At 66.0% G+C, this 19735-nt stretch carries 15 protein-coding genes and 1 tRNA gene; 8 read left to right on the top strand and 8 right to left on the bottom strand.

Annotated features, from left to right (window positions below):
- Positions 1-12 precede the first annotated feature (12 nt).
- The 6 genes from phoB to BMY90_RS00535 all read left to right on the top strand — a co-directional run bounded on the left by phoB (position 13) and on the right by BMY90_RS00535 (position 7574).
- On the top strand, positions 13-702 hold the full coding sequence (gene phoB / locus BMY90_RS00560) for a phosphate regulon transcriptional regulator PhoB (protein WP_092700389.1): 690 nt from the start codon (positions 13-15) through the stop codon (positions 700-702).
- A gap of 13 nt (positions 703-715) precedes the next feature.
- Positions 716-2011, top strand: coding sequence for a phosphate regulon sensor histidine kinase PhoR (gene phoR, locus BMY90_RS00555; protein WP_175481463.1), 1296 nt, complete (start codon positions 716-718; stop codon positions 2009-2011).
- A gap of 122 nt (positions 2012-2133) precedes the next feature.
- Complete coding sequence (gene ppk1, locus BMY90_RS00550; protein ID WP_092701038.1) at positions 2134-4227, top strand: polyphosphate kinase 1; 2094 nt, start codon at positions 2134-2136, stop codon at positions 4225-4227.
- Positions 4228-4515: 288 nt separating this feature from the next.
- A complete protein-coding gene (locus BMY90_RS00545; RefSeq protein WP_425438638.1) occupies positions 4516-5976 on the top strand; it encodes a Ppx/GppA phosphatase family protein in 1461 nt (486 codons plus the stop codon).
- A 129-nt stretch (positions 5977-6105) separates the two neighbouring features.
- Positions 6106-6846, top strand: a complete 741-nt coding sequence (locus tag BMY90_RS00540; protein ID WP_092700386.1) for a peptidylprolyl isomerase — start codon at positions 6106-6108, stop codon at positions 6844-6846.
- Positions 6843-7574, top strand: a complete 732-nt coding sequence (locus BMY90_RS00535) for a UDP-2,3-diacylglucosamine diphosphatase (protein ID WP_092700383.1) — start codon at positions 6843-6845, stop codon at positions 7572-7574. The genes BMY90_RS00540 and BMY90_RS00535 overlap by 4 nt, the downstream gene beginning before the upstream one ends.
- A gap of 18 nt (positions 7575-7592) precedes the next feature.
- Here BMY90_RS00535 and BMY90_RS00530 read toward each other — a convergent pair whose 3' ends face one another.
- The 7 genes from BMY90_RS00530 to BMY90_RS00500 form a co-directional block, all read right to left on the bottom strand.
- Entirely contained in the window at positions 7593-9287 is a 1695-nt protein-coding gene (locus tag BMY90_RS00530; RefSeq protein WP_245734771.1) for an APC family permease, read from the bottom strand.
- Between the two features lie 239 nt (positions 9288-9526).
- A tRNA-Ser gene (locus BMY90_RS00525) sits at positions 9527-9619 on the bottom strand.
- 69 nt (positions 9620-9688) lie between these two features.
- Complete coding sequence (gene csrA / locus BMY90_RS00520; protein ID WP_008213554.1) at positions 9689-9889, bottom strand: carbon storage regulator CsrA; 201 nt, start codon at positions 9887-9889, stop codon at positions 9689-9691.
- A gap of 247 nt (positions 9890-10136) precedes the next feature.
- Entirely contained in the window at positions 10137-12788 is a 2652-nt protein-coding gene (alaS, locus tag BMY90_RS00515; protein ID WP_092700377.1) for an alanine--tRNA ligase, read from the bottom strand.
- A gap of 68 nt (positions 12789-12856) precedes the next feature.
- A complete protein-coding gene (locus BMY90_RS00510; RefSeq protein ID WP_092700374.1) occupies positions 12857-13345 on the bottom strand; it encodes a regulatory protein RecX in 489 nt (162 codons plus the stop codon).
- Between the two features lie 34 nt (positions 13346-13379).
- Positions 13380-14417, bottom strand: a complete 1038-nt coding sequence (gene recA, locus BMY90_RS00505; RefSeq protein WP_008213550.1) for a recombinase RecA — start codon at positions 14415-14417, stop codon at positions 13380-13382.
- A gap of 122 nt (positions 14418-14539) precedes the next feature.
- On the bottom strand, positions 14540-15049 hold the full coding sequence (locus BMY90_RS00500) for a CinA family protein (protein ID WP_092700372.1): 510 nt from the start codon (positions 15047-15049) through the stop codon (positions 14540-14542).
- An 88-nt stretch (positions 15050-15137) separates the two neighbouring features.
- On the opposite strand from BMY90_RS00500, the gene mutS reads away from it, so the two are divergent.
- Positions 15138-17759, top strand: coding sequence for a DNA mismatch repair protein MutS (gene mutS / locus BMY90_RS00495; protein WP_092700369.1), 2622 nt, complete (start codon positions 15138-15140; stop codon positions 17757-17759).
- A 191-nt stretch (positions 17760-17950) separates the two neighbouring features.
- Here the strand turns inward: mutS and BMY90_RS00490 are convergent, their stop codons facing one another.
- Positions 17951-19150, bottom strand: a complete 1200-nt coding sequence (locus BMY90_RS00490) for a trans-sulfuration enzyme family protein (protein ID WP_092700366.1) — start codon at positions 19148-19150, stop codon at positions 17951-17953.
- Positions 19151-19245: 95 nt separating this feature from the next.
- Between BMY90_RS00490 and BMY90_RS00485 the strand changes: the two genes are divergently transcribed.
- Positions 19246-19725, top strand: a complete 480-nt coding sequence (locus BMY90_RS00485) for an Lrp/AsnC family transcriptional regulator (protein WP_008213545.1) — start codon at positions 19246-19248, stop codon at positions 19723-19725.
- The last annotated feature ends 10 nt before the right edge of the window (positions 19726-19735 follow it).

The raw sequence follows: 19735 nt of genomic DNA, 5'->3' as shown, positions 1-19735 counted from the left end.
GCGAGCCCACGCGTGCACAAACGTATCCTGATCGTTGAAGATGAGCCCTCGATCCGCGACATGGTCGCCTTTGCCTTGCGCAAGGCCGACATGGAAGCCATCCAGGCCGCCGACGCGCGGTCCGCGCAAATGGCCATCGCCGAACGCGTACCCGACCTGATCCTGCTCGACTGGATGCTGCCCGGCATGAGCGGGCTGGAACTGGCGCGCCGGTTGCGCCGCGAGGAACCCGGTCGCGAGATTCCGATCATCATGCTCACCGCCCGCGGCGAGGAAATGGATCGCGTGAACGGCCTGGAAGCCGGCGTGGACGACTACGTGATCAAGCCGTTCTCCGCGCGCGAACTGATCGCCCGCATCAAGGCCGTGCTCCGACGCAGCCACGGCGACGACGGCTCCGGCACGATCGAAGTGGGTGGCCTGCGCATCGACGGCCCGGCGCACCGCGTGTTCGCCGGCGACGAAGCCGTCGTCATCGGCCCCACCGAATACCGGCTGCTGCACTTTTTCATGACCCATCCCGAGCGCGTGTATTCGCGTGCGCAATTGCTCGACCACGTGTGGGGCGGCAGCGTGTACGTGGAAGAGCGCACCGTGGACGTGCACATCCGCCGCCTGCGCAAGACGCTGGAACCGTGGCAACTGGACGGGCTGATCCAGACGGTGCGCGGCGCCGGTTATCGTTTTTCCACCAGCGAGTGAGCCAAGCCACACGATGACCCAATCGCGATCCGCCACATGGATGTTGCCGGCAGCCCTGCTGGCCGGGCTGCTCGCGGGCGCCGCGGGTGGCGCGGCGGCGGGCGGCCATGTCGCCGCCGGCGTGGCTATCGTCGCGGTGGCGGAAATCGTCCTTTTACTGTCGCGACTCCGTCACGGAACACGGAACACCATGGCATCCATGCCCGACACTCCCTTGCTCCGCCACGACCGCTTCATGCACCGCTCGCGCCGCCTTGCCAGCAACCTGCACGACCTGCGCTCCGCCGCCGCCAGCCTGCCGGATGCCATCGTGCTGCTCGACCAGCAGCAGCGCGTGCGCTGGTTCAACCATGCCGCCGAGTCTCTGCTCGGCCTGCGCCGTCCGCACGATCGCAACGCGTTCCTGCAGGCCCGCCTGCACGGCTCGGAACTGGCCAACTGGCTGCAAGGCGATTCCAGTCACCCCCTGCACGACATCGCCGCCCCCGGCCAGCCGAGCCGGCACATCAACGTCGAGATGCTGCCGTTCGGCCACCACCAGCACCTGCTGCTGGCGCGCGACATCAGCCATCTGACGCGACTGGAACAGATCCGGCGCGACTTCGTGGCCAACGTCTCGCATGAATTGCGCACGCCGCTGACCGTCATCCACGGCTATCTCGAATTGCTCGATCCGGAAGACGTGCCCGATCTGGCGCCGGTGCTCGGCGAGATGCGCACTCAGTCCAGGCGCATGGGGCAGATCGTCGAGGACCTGCTTACCCTGTCGCGGCTGGAAACCCAGAACACGGTCTCCGACGAACGCGTGCCCATGGCATCGCTGCTCGCCACCTTGCGCAAGGAAGCCGAGGCGATCAGCCAGGGTCGCCATCGCATCGTGCTGGATGCCACTGCACACGTCGACCTGCTCGGCTCGCCGAAGGACCTGCACAGCGCGTTGTCCAACCTGGTCAGCAATGCGGTGCGCTACACGCCAGCCGACGGCACCATCACGATTCGCTGGGAACGTACCCCGGACGGTGCCCTCTACTCGGTCAACGACACCGGCTTCGGCATCCCCGCCGACCACCTGGCGCGGCTGACCGAACGCTTCTACCGGGTATCGTCCAGCCGTTCACGCGACAGCGGCGGCACCGGCCTGGGCCTGTCGATCGTCAAGCACGTGCTGAACCTGCACCAGGGTCGCCTGGAAATACACAGCACGCCCGGACAAGGCTCCACCTTCGCCTGCCGTTTCGGCAAGGAGCGGCTGCTGCCCGAGCATACCGGCGAAGACGACTTTCCCCCGGACTTTCCGGATACACCTTGAGCCCGGCAGCCCGGCCGGCGGAAAGGTTCACGGCCCGAACGATGGCTACCGCCCAGACTCCACACTGAACCCCAGCCGCGCCGCATCATGCATGCGAGCCCGGCATGGGCGAGAATGTCAGCATGCCTGATCCCGCAACGCCCCAGTCCCAGTCCCCCGACCCGACCGCCGCGCAGTTCTACCTGAACCGCGAGCTGGCCGCACTGGAATTCAATTTCCGCGTCCTCAGCCAGGCCCAGGACGCCCGCATTCCACTGCTGGAGCGATTGCGCTACTTGAGCATCGTCGCCAACAACCTCGACGAGTTCTTCGAGGTGCGCGTCGCCGTGCTCAAGCATCACCACAGCTACGGTTCGGCCGCACCCGGCCCGGACGGATTGAGCTCCGCCGAAATCCTCACCCGCATCCGCCAGCGCGTGCTCGACCTGGTCAGCGCGCAATACGCCACCTGGCACGATGACCTCGGGCCGGCCCTGGGTGCCGAGGACATCCATTTCCTGACCCACGAGCAATGGAGCGACCGTCAACGTCGCTGGCTGCGTGGCTATTTCGAGAACGAGGTGCTGCCGGTGCTGTCGCCGCTGGGCCTGGACCCGGTGCATCCGTTCCCGCGCATCCTCAACAAGACGCTGAACATCGCGGTGGTGCTGCACGGCCGCGACGCCTTCGGCCACGAAGGCCACATGGCACTGGTGCGCGCACCGCGCTCGTTGCCCCGCATCATCCGCCTGCCCGACGAGGTCTGCGGGCCGGGCGACCATTTCGTGTTCCTGGCCGAATTGCTGCAGTCCTTTGCCGACCTGATGTTCCCCGGGCTCGACGTGGCCGGCTCCTACCAGTTTCGCGTCACCCGCAACAGCGAACTGGTGGTGGAAGAAGCCGAGGTGGACAACCTGGCACACGCGCTCAGCGAGGAATTGCTCGGCCGCGGCTACGCGCGCCCGGTGCGACTGGAAATCGGCAATGACTGCCCGCAATCCATCGTGTCCATGCTGATCGCCAACTTCGAGCTGGAGGAAACCGACGTCTACCGCTGCGACGGCCCGGTCAACATCATTCGTGCCGGCTCGATCTGCAACCGCCTCGATCGCCCCGCGCTGAAGTTCCCGCGCTTCACTCCGCGCCTGCCCGGCGGGCTGGATGTCGAAAGCCGCATGTTCGACGTGTTGCGCCAGCGCGACGTCCTGTTGCATCACCCCTACGAGTCGTTTGGCGCGGTGGTGGACCTGCTGCGCCAGGCCGCGCAAGACCCGGAGGTGCTGGCGATCAAGCAGACGCTGTATCGCGCCGATTCGGACACCCCGCTGGTCGACCTGCTGGTGGAAGCATCGCGCAACGGCAAGGACGTCACCGTGGTGATCGAATTGCGCGCCCGCTTCAACGAGGAAGCCAACATCCGCCTGGCCATGCGCCTGCAGGAAGCCGGCGTGCAGGTGGTCTACGGCGTGGTCGGTTACAAGACCCACGCCAAGATGATGCTGATCGTGCGCCGTGAAGACGGCCACCTGCGCCGCTACGTGCACTTGTCCACCGGCAACTACCACCAGGCCAACAGCCGCCTTTACACCGACATCGGACTGATGTCGGCCAACCCGGAAATCGGCGAGGACATCCACAAGGTTTTCCAGCAACTCTCCGGGCTGGGACCGCGGTTGCAACTGAAGCGGCTGCTGCACTCGCCCTTCACGCTGTACACCAGCGTGGTCGCAAAGATCGAGCGCGAAACCGCCAACGCACGGGCCGGCAAGCCGGCACGCATCGTGGCCAAGCTCAACGCGCTGAACGAAGCGCACGTGGTCGAGGCGCTGTACCGCGCCTCGGAAGCCGGCGTGGAGATCGACCTGATCGTGCGTGGCGCGTGCACCTTGCGACCCGGCCTGCCGGGGCTGTCCGAACGCATTCGCGTGCGTTCCATCATTGGCCGGTTCCTGGAGCACAGCCGCGTCTACTGGTTCGCCAACGATGGCAACGCCGAGGTGTACTGCGCCAGCGCCGACTGGATGGAGCGCAACCTGCTGCGCCGCATCGAGGTGGCCTTCCCCATCCTCGACCCGGTACTGGCGCAACGCGTGTACGACGAAACGCTGGCCAATTACCTGGCCGACAACACCCACGCATGGCTGCTCGACGCCAACGGCCGCTACGCGCGGGCCGCGCCTGGCGACGCGCTGGCCCATGACGCCCAGCAGACCCTGCTGGACAAGCTGTGTCCATGATCGTGATGATCCGGCATCATGCATGTACCGAGGCGGGCCGGAACCACCGTCCGCCCAGAGCCTGCTCATGATCTCCGAGCCCGTGAAAACTTCAGCCTCCCACCACCATGGCCGTTGTAGGAGCCCGCTCGCGGGCGATGCTCTCCCGAATCACGGCCAACAGCATCGCCCGCGAGCGGGCTCCTACCCGATCACCCCGGATCTTTCGCAACCTCGCAGGGAAGCCCGCGCTTGAGCCACGGCGATCCGACACCGATCCGCAACGGCGAATTGATCGCCGCGGTGGACATGGGCTCCAATAGCTTCCATCTGATGGTGGCGAGGGTCGAGCACGGCGAGCCACGCATCATCGATCGCCTGCGCGACAGCGTGCGCATGGCCGCCGGCCTGCGTGCCGATGGCTCACTGGATGCCGCGCGCCGCGGGCTGGCGCTCGACTGCCTGGCCCGCTTCGGCCAGCGCATTGCCGGCATTCCGTCCAGCCATGTCCGCGCGGTGGCCACCAACAGCGTGCGGCAGCTGGCCGCACCGCACACCTTTCTCGCTGCGGCCGAGTCGGCACTGGGCCATCCCGTGGAAGTCGTGTCCGGCCGCGAAGAAGGCCGCCTGATCTTCCTTGGCGCGTCGCACGGCCTGCCGGTCTCGCGCGAACACCGGCTGGTGATCGACGTGGGCGGCGGCAGCACCGAATTCATCATCGGCCGCGGCCTCGCTCCGCTGCAGACCGAGAGTGTGCAGGCCGGCTGCATCGCCTCCACACTGCGTTTCTTCCCCGGCGGCAAGCTCACCCGCAAACGCTGGCAGCGCGCCCACACCGAAATCGGCGTGCTGCTGCAGCAGTTTGCCGAGGATTACCGCGAGGTCGGCTGGCTCGATGCCTATGGCTCTTCCGGCAGCGCCAAGGCGATCAGCTCGACGGTACAAGCGATGAAGCTGTCCGATGACGGCATCACGCTCGCCACGTTGGGAGCCCTGCGCGAGGCCATGCTGGAACAAGGCCAGATCGGCGCGCTCAAGCTGCCCGGCCTGGCCGAAGAGCGTGCGCCGGTGATCGCCGGTGCGGTGGTGATCTTCGAGGCTGCCTTCGAGGCGCTGGGCATCGAGCGCCTGCGCGTGTGCGACAACTCCATGCGCGAAGGCCTGTTGTGGGACCTGCTCGGCCGCGCTGGCGGCAGCGACCCGCGCACCGCCAGCATCGATGCACTGGCCAGCCGCTACGGCGTGGATCGCGCGCAGGCGCGGCGTGTCGAATCCACCGCACTGATGCTGTTCGACCAGGTCGCGGCGGCGTGGAAGCTGGACGCCGAAGCGCGTGAATGGCTGTCCTGGGCCGCGCGCGTGCACGAGATCGGCCTGGCCATCGCCCACAGCCAGCACCACCGCCACGGCGGCTACATCCTGCGCCACGCCGACATGGCCGGCTTTTCGCGGCAGGAGCAGCAATTGCTGGCCGCCATCGTCGAGGCGCACCGGCGCAAGCCGGACAAGGCCATGTTCGCCGCCCTGCCGCAACGCTATCGCCAACTGTCCCGGCAAATCACCGCCCTGCTGCGTCTGGCCGTACTGTTTCGCCGTGCCCGACGCGCCGAATCACTGCCCTCCTTGCGGCTGCAAGCCAGCGGCCAGCAACTGCACCTGCAACTGCCCGCCGACTGGCTCGAACACCATCCACTGAGCGAAGCCGACCTCGTGCAGGAGACGCCGCCGATGACCGAACTCGGCCTGGCGCTTGGCGTGTCAACCGCCTGAGCAGCGGCGCCGGCGCCCGTGCGCGTGCGCCATCCACACACGCCGTGCGGCCATGGCATGGCTTCGCGCTTGAGCCATGTTCACCCTCTTTGCGTATCATGCGTGGACGCCCTCGCTGACTTGCCCCTCATGTCCAAGCTTCTGCTCGTTCCGCTGCTCCTGTTCTCGCTGTCCGCTTTCGCCGCCGACACGCCCAAGGTCACCGCATCACCCACCGTGGATCCACAGGTCCTGCTGCATACATCGCAGGGCGACATCACGCTGGAACTGTTTCCGGACAAGGCGCCCAAGAGCGTGGCCAACTTCCTGCGCTACGTGCGCGAGGGCTTCTACGCCGGCACCGTGTTCCACCGCTCGATCCCCGGCTATCTGGTGCAAGGTGGCCTGTACACGCGTGAACTGCAGCCGCGCCGCACGCACTCGCCCATTGCCAGCGAGGCGGACAACGGCTTGTCCAACCTACGCGGCACCGTGGCCGTGGCGCGTGGCGCCGACCCGAATTCCGGCACCTCGCAGTTCTTCGTCAACCTGGTCGACAACCGTCGCCTCGACTACGCCGGCAACCAGAGCGGGCTGACCTGGGGCTACGCCGTGTTCGGCAAGGTGGTCAAGGGCATGGACGTGGTGGACAAGATTGCCGCGCTGCCCACCCGCGCGCTCGGCCCGTTCGCTGCCGACGTCCCCAACCCGCTGGTGGTGATCGAAAGTGCCAGCGTGATCGGCGAGGAGGCACCGGCCTCCGCTGCCAGCAGCGCTGCGCCGGCCGAGGCCGCAACAAGCGCCAAGGCCGCGCCGGCCCAGCCGCAGCCGAAGACCGGCAAGCACACCGCGACGCACAAGAAGCCCGCCAAGGCCGGCAAGCCCGCATGAGCCATACCCTGTTCATCGCCGACCTGCATCTGGACGACAGCCGTCCGCAGATCACCGAACTGTTCGAACACTACCTCGCCGGCGACGAAGTGCGCAGCGCCGACGCGTTGTACATCCTGGGCGACCTGGTCGAAGCCTGGATCGGTGACGACGACGATGCCGAGCTGCCGCGCCGCATCGCCAACGCCACGCACGCGGTACGCGATGCCGGCGTGCCGGTGTACTTCATGGTCGGCAACCGCGACTTCCTGCTGGGCGCAGACTACGCACGCCGCGCCGGCTTCGAACTGCTCGACGACGGCACCGTGCACACGCTGTACGGCCGCCCCACCCTGCTGATGCACGGCGACGTGCTGTGCACCGACGACCTCGCCTACCAGACCGTGCGCAAGCAGGTACGCACGCCCGAATGGAAGGCCCATATCCTGTCGATGCCGCTGGAAGCGCGTCGGGCCTTTGCTGCCAAGGCCCGTGCCGACAGCAAGGCGCATACCGGCAACACCATGGAATCGATCATGGACGTCAACGCCGACGCCGTGGCCGGCACCATGCGCCAGGCCGGCGTGACCCGTCTGATCCACGGCCACACCCACCGCCCGGCCATCCATCGCTTCGACCTGGATGGCCAACCAGCCGAGCGCATCGTGCTGGGCGACTGGTACGAGCAGGGCTCGGTGCTGAGCGTGACGCCTGACCACGTCCAGCTGCGCGGTCTGGCCGTCGGCTGAACGGTGGTGCCCGGTGGGCTATCCGGCCTGCGTCGCGTCGGTCTCGCCCAGATGCGATTCCACCCGTTCGGTCGGCAGACGCAGGCGCATGGCCATCCACATCACCAGCAGCGAAAACACACCGATGATGCCGATGGACTCGGCGAAATTGAACAGGTGCAGATTGCCCGCGTGTTTTCCTGCGGCGGGGTAATCGCCCAGCCAACTGATCACCGCCAGACCTGCCAGCCAGACCACGACCCAGGCACCGGCGCGCCATTCCAGCGGCGGCGTCTGCTTGCGATAGCGCCATTCGTGAATGGCCAGCACGATGTAGCCGATCAGCACCGCCACGAACAGCTTCCAGTCGGTGTCCCAGCCTGACCAATAGACGATCAGGTTCGAGGACAGGAACGCCAGGTAGGCGATCACGTGCACGAACGGCAGCCGGAACGGACGATCCTGCCGCGGCAACTGCCTGCGCATGGCCAGCACCGCCAGCGGCCCCGAGCCGAACGAGAGCACGGTGGCCGAGGTCACGAAACCAACCAGCTTCTGCCAGCCCGGGAACGGCAGGAAAAAGATCAGCCCGACGATGAAAGTGAGGATCACGCTGATCCACGGCACGCCACGTTCGTTCACCTTGGCCAGCGAGCGCGGCGCATTGCCGTTGCGCCCCATCGCGTAGGCAATGCGCGCCGTCACCGTGGTGTAGATCAGCGCCGTGTCCGCTGGCGAGATGAAGGCATCGACGTACAGCAACACCGCGAGCCAGGTCAGCCCCATCACCCCTGCCAGTGCGGCCAACGGTCCATAGGTGGCGGCCACATGATCCAGTCCGCCACTGAAACTGGTGCCGATATGTGCCCAGCCATGCGCCAGCGCCTCGGCCGGCAACGCACCGATGAAGGCCACCTGCAAGGCCACGTAGATCACGGCCGTGATCAGCACCGAACCGATGATCGCGATCGGCACGTTGCGCTGCGGATGGCTGGTTTCGCCCGCCAGCTCCACGCCCTGGCGAAAGCCGAGGTACGAGAACACGATGCCGGCAGTGGCGATGGACGCGAACACACCGCTCCAGCCGAACGGCATGAAGCCACCAACGTGATCCTGAGCGAGCGTGCCGCCATGGAAATTCGCGCCATGGAATGCAGTGAACAGGAACGCGATGATCACCACGCAGATGATGATCAGCTTCCACCACACCAGCGCATTGTTGAGTCGCGCGAACCAGCGAATGCCCACCACGTTGATCAGACTGAAGATGCCAAGCATGGTCGCCGCCACCGCGAAACCCGCGGCGGTCAGTACCGGCACGCCATCCTGCAGGCGTTGCAGCCACGGCAGGTAGTTGGTGGCGTATTGCAGCGCGGCCTCCACCTCGATCGATGTAGTGGAAGCAACCGCCAGCCAACTGATCCAGCCCAGCGTGTAACTGGCAAACGAACCGAATGCGAAGTGCGGGAAACGCACCACACCGCCGGACACCGGAAACATGGTGCCAAGCTCGGCGTAGCACAGACCGATCAGGATGATCATCACCCCGCCAATGCCCCAGGCCAGGATCGACGCCGGCCCGGCGATCTGCGCCGCACTCAACGCCCCGAACAGCCAGCCCGAACCGATGATCGAACCTACTGCCGTGAACAGCAGTCCGACGATGCCGACATCGCGTCGCAACCGCTTGTCGTCGGCAGCCATGCGATGTCGGGTTCGGGCATGTCCAGTCATGCGGCGCTACCTCCGGGCTTGAGCTGCGGATCAATCGATGCAGGCCATCGGACAGCTTTCACCGGACACCAGTCATGCGACTGGTCGGACACCATTCACGTACACATGGGCGCCACCCGTTGCATCGGGCATGTTTGGGCGGATGCTCGCAAAGCTGAAGTGACCATCGTGTGCATGGCGTCCACCACCTCTCTCCGCCAGATACGCAAAACGCCCCACGTGGGGGCGTTTTGCGTATCTGGCGGAGAGAGAGGGATTCGAACCCTCGATAAGGCTTTTGACCCTATACTCCCTTAGCAGGGGAGCCCCTTCGGCCACTCGGGCATCTCTCCGGATTTTCGCCGCATTTCTGCGGAGCCGGCAAGGATACTTGCCGGCGAGGCTAAGGTAAAGCCTAAAGATCAGTGTTCCTCGGATTCATCGGGCGCAGCGGCATCGTGTTCACCCTTGATGCGCTGGTAGATCTCTTCGCGATGAACCGCAACGTTCTTCGGGGCATTGATGCCGATACGCACCTGGTTGCCCTTTACGCCGAGAACAGTGACGGTCACCTCGTCACCGATCATCAGGGTTTCACCGACCCGGCGGGTCAGAATCAACATATCGCTACTCCATTAAATACGAGTGGTCACAGGCCTTCTGCGTAGCGGTGCCTCACCCCTGAGCACGACCACTTGCAGTTCGACTCCAGCATCCGAAAGGCCTTGCCGCCTTCCCGGGCCTCAATGAAGCGAATGCTCCGTAAGACGCCTTTGCCTCCGCACTGCCATCTTGCCGCAATACGACATCCAGCCGATGGTAGCCGAGCGCGCGCCTTGGGTGCAACGCGTTTCGAACGGGACAAACGGCCTACGCATCCGGTTTGGCATTGGACAGCCGATCCGCGACCCAGTTCCGCAGACCTGCCAACAGTTCGGGCAGCTGCGGCGCATCGGCGCCACCGCCCTGGGCCATGTCCGGGCGACCGCCGCCCTTGCCGTCGATCTGGCGCGCCACGTGCGCCACCACGTCGCCCGCCTTGATCCGCCCCAGCGCGGCGCCATGCACGCCGGCAACCAGCGAGACGCGCCCGTCGGCGGCCGCGGCAAGCAGCAGCACGCAATCGCCAAGTTCCTGCTTGAGCTTGTCGATGCTGTCGCGCAAGGACTTGGCATCCAGCCCTTCCAGCCGCGCGGCGACAACCTTGATGCCGTCCACGTCCTGCGCCGAACCGGCCAGGTCGGCCGTGGCCGAACCGGCGGCCTTGCTGCGCAGCGATTCGAGTTCGCGCTCCAGCTTTTTCTGACGGTCGAACAACTGGCGCAGCTTCTCCACCGCATCGTCGCCCGTGCTGGACAGCAGCTGCGAGAATTCGGCCAGGCGACGCTCCTCGTCCGCCACGTAAGCCAGCGCACCGTCGCCGGTCACCGCCTCGATACGACGCACGCCGGAGGCCACGCCCGCTTCGCCGACGATCTTGAACAGGCCGATGTCGCCGGTGCGACTCACATGGGTGCCGCCACACAATTCGGTGGAGAAATCGCCCATCTTCAGCACGCGCACTTCGTCGCCGTACTTCTCGCCGAACAAGGCCATCGCGCCAAACGCGATTGCTTCGTCGTAACCCATCTGGCGCACTTCGGCCTCGGCGTTGCGACGCACTTCGGCATTGACCAATGCTTCCACGCGAGCCAGCTCATCGTGACTCATCGGTTTGTGGTGGGCGAAGTCGAAGCGCAGGCGCTCCGGTGCCACCAGCGAGCCCTTCTGCGTCACGTGTGTGCCCAGCACCTGGCGCAACGCGGCATGCAGCAAATGGGTCGCCGAATGATTGAGCCTGATCGCCTGGCGACGGTCAGCGTCGACCTGCGCCGTGACCACGTCGCCGGTCTTCAGCGACTGCGTGCCGTGCCACGCACCGGCATGCCCGAAGAACACGCCACCCATCTTCAGCGTATCGGCCACGTCGAAACGGCCCTGGTCATTCGCCAACGAACCCGTGTCGCCTACCTGGCCACCGGACTCGGCGTAGAACGGCGTCCGATCAAGTATGACCAGGCCTTCCTCGCCCTCGGTCAACTGACCGACTTGGCGGCCGTCACGGACGATACCGAGCACCTTGCTGCCGCTGGCCGACAGAGCCTCGTAGCCAAGAAAAACCGTCGGCTTGAGCTGGCTGGCCAGTTCGGCCGGCATCTGCCCCTTGGCCTCGAACTTGCCGGCGGCGCGGGCGCGCTCGCGCTGTTCGTTCATGGCCTGCTCGAAGCCGGCCATGTCCACGTCCAGCGCGCGTTCGCGCGCGATGTCGGCGGTGAGATCGACCGGGAAGCCGTAGGTGTCGTACAGACGGAAGGCATCGACGCCGGGAATGGTCTTGCCCGATTTGGCCGCCACTTCATCGAACACGCGCATGCCGTGCTCCAGCGTTTCGCCGAAGCGTTGTTCCTCGGTGCGCAACGCGTCCTCGACAAAGGACTGCTTCTGCACCAGCTCGGGATAGGCCACGCCCATCTCCTCGACCAGCGGCTGCACCATCTTCCAGAAGAAGTCGCCACGCACGCCGAGCATCCAGCCATGTCGCAAGGCACGCCGGATGATTCGGCGCAGCACGTAGCCGCGCCCCTCGTTGGAAGGCAGCACGCCATCGACGATCAGGAAACTGCAGGCGCGAATGTGATCGGCGATCACGCGCAACGACTTGTTGCCCAGATCCCTGGTGGCGGTGAATTCACCGGCCGCGCGAATCAGGCGCTCGAACAGGTCGATCTCGTAGTTGGAATGCACGTGCTGCAGCACGGCGGCAAGGCGCTCCAGACCCATGCCGGTGTCGACGCACGGCGCGGGCAACGGCGACAGCGTGCCGTCCGGTGCGCGATCGAACTGCATGAACACCAGGTTCCAGATCTCGATGTAGCGATCGCCGTCCTCGTCCGGCGACCCCGGCGGACCGCCGGCGATGTCCGCGCCGTGGTCGTAGAAGATCTCGGTGCACGGGCCGCAGGGCCCGGTGTCGGCCATCTGCCAGAAGTTGTCCGAGGCGAACGGCGCGCCCTTGTTGTCGCCGATGCGCACGATGCGCTCGGCCGGTACGCCGACCTGCTTGTTCCAGATGTCGTAGGCCTCGTCATCGGTGTGGTAGACGGTGACCCACAACTTGTCCGCCGGCAGCTTGAACACGCCGGTGAGCAGCTCCCACGCCCAGCCAATGGCATCGCGCTTGAAGTAGTCGCCGAACGACCAGTTGCCCAGCATCTCGAAGAAGGTGTGGTGGCGCGCGGTATAGCCCACGGCGTCCAGGTCGTTGTGCTTGCCGCCGGCGCGCAGGCAGCGCTGCACGTCGGTCGCACGCACGTAGGACAGCTTCTCGCTGCCCAGGAACACGTTCTTGAACTGCACCATGCCCGAATTGGTGAACAGCAGCGTGGGATCGCTGGACGGCACCAGCGAGCTGGACGGCACGACGGTGTGCCCCTTCGAGCGGAAAAAGTCGAGGAAGGTCGAGCGGATGTCGGCCGTTTTCATGCGAGTCTGAGTCATTCGATCGTGGCGTAAGGCTGCGAAAAAAAGGCCACGCCGCAGCGACGCCGCGATCAGTTTTCCTCGTCGGCGTCGTCCACTTCAGCGTGGGTTACTTGCCTTACTGTGGCGGCGGAAAAGCCGCGACGCAAGAGGAACTGCCCACGTCGGGCGCGTTCAGCGTGGTCGGCACTGGCCTTGCCACCGTAACGGCGCCGCAATTGTGTCGCGGCGGAGGCCTCCCAGTCGACCTCTGCCCCGTCCAGCAATTGGCGGATCACGGCATCGGACAATCCATGGGTTTTCAGCTCCATGCGGATGCGCAGCGGGCCATAGCCCTGCCCCGCCCGGTTGCGCAGCAGCATGCCGGCGAAGCGCTCGTCATCCTGGTAATGCTGCTCGCCGAGCCGGTCCAGTGCCGCCGTGGTCTCTTCACCGGCGTAGCCGCGCTGATCGAGCTTGCGTCGAAGCTCGCGTCTCGACTGTTCGCGCCGTGCGAGCAGCCCCAACGCCTTGTCATAGGCGCTGGGAACCGGCTTGTCGCCGCTGTCGCGCCGCTTCATCGCGGCCACGACAGGGCGGGTCCCGCGGTCGGCATCAGGCCTCGGCTTCGGCCGCTGCCGGCTCCGCGGCTGCATTCGACTTGGCGCTGACCAGCAGGCGCGCACGCAGTTCCTTGTCGATCTCGTTGGCAATGGCCGGATTGTCGCGCAGGAACTGGCGCACGTTTTCCTTGCCCTGGCCGATACGGTCGCCCTTGTAGCTGTACCACGCGCCGGACTTGTCGATCAGGCTTTCGGCCACGCCCAGCTCGATGATCTCGCCTTCGCGCGAGGTGCCTTCACCGTAGAGAATCTCGAACTCGCACTTGCGGAAGGGCGGCGCCACCTTGTTCTTGACCACCTTGACGCGGGTTTCCGAGCCGATGATCTCCTCGCCTTTCTTCACCGCGCCGATGCGGCGGATATCCAGACGCACCGAGGCGTAGAACTTCAGCGCATTGCCGCCGGTGGTGGTCTCGGGGCTGCCGAACATCACGCCGATCTTCATGCGGATCTGGTTGATGAAGATCACCAGGCAGCCGGACTTCTTGATGTTGGCGGTGAGCTTGCGCAGGGCCTGGCTCATCAGGCGGGCATGCAGGCCGACGTGGGAGTCGCCCATTTCGCCTTCGATTTCGGCCTTCGGGGTCAGCGCGGCGACCGAGTCGACCACGACCATGTCCACCGCGCCGGAGCGCACCAGCATGTCGGCGATTTCCAGCGCCTGCTCGCCGGTGTCGGGCTGCGAGACCAGCAAGTCGTCCACGTTGACGCCCAGCTTTTCGGCATAGGTCGGGTCCAGTGCATGCTCGGCATCGACGAACGCCGCGGTGCCGCCGGCACGCTGGCAACTGGCGATCGCCTGCAGGGTCATGGTGGTCTTGCCGGAGGATTCCGGCCCGTAGATCTCGACCACGCGACCGCACGGCAAACCGCCGACGCCGAGTGCGATATCCAGCCCCAGCGAGCCGGTGGAAATGGTTGCGATGGCCTCGTTGACGCGATCGCCCATGCGCATGACGGCACCCTTGCCGAACTGCTTCTCGATCTGGCCGAGGGCGGAGGCTAGCGCCTTGCGCTTGTTGTCATCCATCGTCTTTGATTCCGGTTGGGTGGTGATGGGAAGCATGATGCCCGGCTGTCGTCTCACGGGCTGCGATCTGTACCGCCCGATTATCCCACATCGGGCGCCAGGGTCCGGCGGCAGCGGCCGCGTCACTCTGTCAGCGTTTTCCGAAGGCCGATGAGCGCCGCCGCCACGGTTTGTCGGCGTACCGCCTCGCGATCACCCGCGAACTGGTACAGCCGGGCATGGGCGTAGCCACCACGCCGCTTCCAGCCGATCCACACCGTGCCCACGGGCTTTTCGGGGGTACCACCGGATGGCCCGGCAATACCGGTGACCGCCACCGCCACGCCCGCGCCGAAGCGCGCCAGGGCGCCGGAGACCATTTCCAGCGCGGTTTCCTCGCTAACCGCGCCATCGTGTTCCAGCGTGCGCGGATTGACGCCCAGCAACGACTCCTTGGCCTCGTAGCTGTAGGTCACCACGCCGGCATCGAACCAGGCCGAACTGCCCGCCAGGTCCGTCAGCACCTTGGCAATCCAGCCACCGGTGCAGGACTCGGCCGTCACCAGCATCAGCTTCTGCCGCTGCACCTCGTCGGCGGCAAGCCGCGCGAGCCCGGTCAGCTCGGCATCGGTAGGAACGGACAACGACTCCATGCGAGACTCCCGATCTTGAAGCCGGCACGTTAACCCGTAGCGGACACCCTGTTCCACCCCTTTCGAGCACCTCGCCGTCGCACCATTCATGAGCCAAGACGATCTTTCCCAGCACACCCCGTTGATGCGCCAGTTCCTCACGGCCAAGGCCGCCCATCCGGACGTGCTGCTGTTCTTCCGCATGGGCGATTTCTACGAACTGTTTTACGACGACGCCCGCAAGGCGGCGCGCTTGCTGGACATCACCCTGACCCAGCGCGGGCAATCGGCGGGCCAACCGATCCCGATGGCTGGCGTGCCCCACCACGCGGTGGAGAATTACCTGGCCCGGCTGGTGCGACTGGGCGAGTCGGTGGCGATCTGCGAGCAGATCGGCGACCCGGCGCTGGCCAAGGGCATCGTCGAGCGCAAGGTGGTGCGCATCGTCACGCCCGGTACGGTGACCGATGCCGCGCTGCTGGAAGATCGCCGCGACACCCTGCTGCTGGCGATGTCTGCCGGCGCACGTGGCGATTACGGGCTGGCCTGGGTCGATCTTTCCAGCGGCCGCTTCCTGCTCAGCGAAGTACCCAATGCCGAAGCCCTGGCCGCGGAACTGGCGCGCCTGCAGCCAGCCGAGACGCTGGTGGACGAAAACGTGGCGTGGCCGAAACTGGTCAGCGCCCTGCCCGGCCTGCGCAAGCGTCCGCCGTGGCATTTCGATGCCGATGCGGCCAAGCGCGAACTCAACCGTTTCTTCGGCACTCGCGATCTGGGCGGTTTCGGCGTGGAGGGCCTGTCACTGGCCGTTGCCGCTGCCGGCTGCCTGCTCGGCTACGTCGAGGAAACGCAGAAGAGCGCGCTGCCGCACCTGTCCGGCATGGCGGTGGAAGCGGCCAGCGAAACCATCGCACTGGATGCCGCCACGCGCCGCAACCTGGAACTGGACACCCATCCCAGCGGACGCACCGAACACACCTTGCTCGGCGTACTCGACGAGACGGTGACGCCGATGGGCGCACGCGCACTGCGGCGTTGGCTGAACCGTCCATTGCGTTCGCGCGACGTGCTGCGCGGTCGCCACCAGGCCATCGGCGCATTGATCGACAGCCGTCGTTACGAGCCCTTGCGCGACCAGTTGCGCGGCGTGGGCGACCTGGAACGCATTCTGGCTCGCGTGGCACTGCGCTCGGCGCGGCCGCGCGACCTGTCCACGCTGCGCGACGGCCTGCTGGCTGCGCCCTTTATTGGTGCGCTCGTCCATGATCGCGAAGATCAAGAAGCGGCCATCCATGGCCGCACCCTTCAACAAAAGCCCGTTCCGTTGCTGCAATCGTTGGTGAAGCGCATTGGCGACCACGCGGAAACCGCGGCGCTGCTCGCCAGCGCAGTGATCGAACAGCCGCCGGCCTTGCAGCGCGATGGTGGCGTGATCGCCGACGGCTACGACGCCGAGCTGGACGAGCTGCGTCGTCTTTCCACCCACGCCGACCAATACCTGGTGGAACTGGAGGAACGCGAGAAAGCCAGCAGCGGCATCAGCGCGCTGAAGGTCGGCTACAACCGCGTGCACGGCTACTACATCGAGATCGGCAAGGCGCACTCGGACAAGGTGCCCACGCACTACACGCGCCGGCAGACCACCAAGAACGCCGAGCGCTACATCACCGAGGAACTCAAGCAGTTCGAGGACAAGGTGCTGTCGGCGAAGGAGCGCTCGCTGATGCGCGAGCGAGCGCTGTACGAAGCCCTGCTCGACCTTCTCATCGAAAAGCTCGAACCGTTGAAGCAGGCCGCTTCCGCCATCGCCGAACTGGACGTGCTGGCCACCCTGGCCGAACGCGCCGAGGCGCTGGACTGGAGCATGCCGGAACTCACCGATGCACCCGGCATCGCGATCAAACGCGGTCGTCATCCGGTGGTCGAGAAAGTTCGCGACGAACCGTTCGAGCCGAATGACCTGATGCTCGGCAACGACCGCCGCATGCTGGTCATCACCGGCCCGAACATGGGCGGCAAAAGCACCTACATGCGCCAGAACGCGTTGATCGTGCTGCTTGCGCATATCGGCAGCTACGTGCCGGCAACCCGCGCGGTGATCGGCCCGATCGACCGCATCTTCACCCGCATCGGCGCGGGCGACGACCTCTCGCGCGGCCAGTCCACCTTCATGGTGGAAATGAGCGAGACGGCGAACATCCTGCACAACGCCACCGAGCAGAGCCTGGTGCTGATGGACGAAGTCGGCCGCGGCACCAGTACCTACGACGGCCTGTCGCTGGCACGCGCGGCCGCCGTGCATCTGGCGCGTCACTGCCGCGCGTACACATTGTTCGCCACCCACTATTTCGAGCTGACCGAGCTGGCCACGGAATTCCCGGCGATCGCCAACGTGCATCTGGACGCCGTCGAGTACGGCGACCAGTTGGTCTTCATGCACGCGGTGAAGGACGGCCCGGCCAACCAGAGTTTCGGCCTGCAGGTGGCCGCATTGGCTGGCCTGCCGAAAGCCGTTATCGCCGACGCAAGGCGCACGCTGGCCGAACTGGAGCGCGGCATGCACCAGCAGGCCAACGCGCCGACACCGAACGCCGAGGCCTCGCCACAACTCGGCCTGTTTGCCCCGTCGGCACCCTCGGCCGCGGAGCGCATGCTGGACGAGATCGACCCGGACGCGCTGTCGCCGCGCGAGGCATTGGAAGCGCTCTACCGGCTCAAGTCGCTGGGCTGAAAACCCGTCGTTGAACGAATAAAGGCCGGCGCCTCCCGACGCCGGCCTTTATCGGCTTCCCTGCCGGCAATCCGTGCCCTCCGTCGAGACAGGTCGACGGCTCCTTTCCCCGGCATCATCGCCTCCCCAACCTGCAGTGGCGCTTCGTCCCTGCGCCACCCAACGCCCCGCGCAAAAAACGATTCAGTGCATCAGGCGGCCTCGGCCTGGCGCGCTGCGTCCAGCGCCTGCTCCAGGTCGGCCCAGATATCGTCCGCGTGCTCGATGCCCACCGACAGGCGCAGCAGGCCCGGCGTGATGCCATGGCGCCGCTGTGTCTCGGCATCCACCACGCGATGGGTGAGCCCGGCCGGATGCTGGATCAAGGTATCCACCGAACCCAGGCTCACCGCCGGGGTGGCCAGGCGAACGGCGGACATCACCGCGGCTGCCGCCGCATGTCCGCCGTGCATTTCAAAGGCCAGCAGGCTGCCCGGCCCGCGCATCTGCGTGCCGACCAGGTGCGCGTTGGCCACCGTACCCAGCCCCGGATAACAAACCTTGGCCACGGCCGGATGCTTGACCAGTCGTTCGGCCACGTATTGCGCGTTTGCCTGGGCCTGGCGCACCCGCAGGCCCAGGGTCTGCAGACCGCGATGCAACAGGTAGGCGCCCAGCGGATGCAGCAGGCCGCCGGTGGCCGCGCGCACCTGGCGCAAGGCACTGGCCCATTCGGCATTGCACGCGACCACGCCGGCGATCACGTCGCCGTGGCCGCCAATGAACTTGGTTGCGCTGTGCAGCACCAGCGTTGCGCCGAGCGCTGCCGGCTGCTGCAGCACCGGCGTGGCAAACGTGGAGTCGACCAGCACCGGCACGCCGCGCGCCGCTTTGACCACGGCGGCGATATCGATCAGATCGAGCGTGGGGTTGGCCGGCGTCTCGATCACCACCAGCGCGGTGTCGTCATTGATCGCCGCAGCGATCTCGCCCGGTTCCACCCAGTGCGTCTTGATGCCGAGCAGTCCCGAATTCATCAGGTGATCGCTGGTGCCGTACAGCGGACGCACTCCCAGCACGTGCTTGCCGCGCTGACCGGCGGCGAGCAGGCAGGCCGACATCGCCGCCATGCCCGAACCGAAAGCCACCGCATCGCTGGTGCCTTCCAGCGTGGCCAGTGCATCCTCGAAACGGGCCACCGTCGGATTGTGCAGGCGCGCATAGATCGGATTGGCGGCCTTCGCCTCGCCGCCCACCAACGCATCGAAGCTGGCCGTGCCGACGTCGAGATCACGCACCGGGTAGGTGGTGGACAGATCCAGCGGCGGCGCATGCACGCCCAGTTCGGCGAAATCCTCGCGACCGGCGTGGACGCCCAACGTATCCGGGTGCGATTGGGTAGACTCGCGCATAGCGGCAGATCCATTCGTAGAATTGCCTCGATACTAGAATCATCACCAGAATCAAAAGCACAAGACCAAACATTATTTCGAAAAAGGCCCGGATCATGCGTCTCGACCGAATCGACTTCGCCATTTTGCGCGAGCTGCGAAAGAACGCTCGGCTACCGAACAAGACCCTGGCCGAACGCATCGGCGTGGCGCCATCCACCGCGCTGGAGCGCGTGCGACGACTGCGCGAGGACGGCGCGATCCAGGGCTTTCATGCGGAGATCCAGCCGAAGGCCGTGGGCATCGGCTTGCAGGCGATGATCAGCGTGCGACTCGCTCGGCATGCGCGTGGCGACCTTGATGCCTTCCACGCCTATCTGCTCACCCTGCGCGAGGTGCTGGGCTTCTACCACGTGGCCGGCGCCAACGATTATCTGGTGCACGTCGCCGTGCACGACAGCGACCATCTGCGCGACTTCGCACTGGATGCCTTCACCACGCGCGCGGAAGTGGCGCACATCGAAACCAGCCTGATCTTCACCTTCCGGCGCAATCCGGATCTGCCGATCTACTTGGATGGCGCCGACGACGAATAGGCCCGGATGC

This window comes from Rhodanobacter glycinis, from assembly GCF_900114325.1.
GTDB lineage: Bacteria > Pseudomonadota > Gammaproteobacteria > Xanthomonadales > Rhodanobacteraceae > Rhodanobacter_A > Rhodanobacter_A glycinis.
Note: the sequence above shows the minus strand (reverse complement) of the source record. Positions and strands in the feature narration are given on the sequence as shown.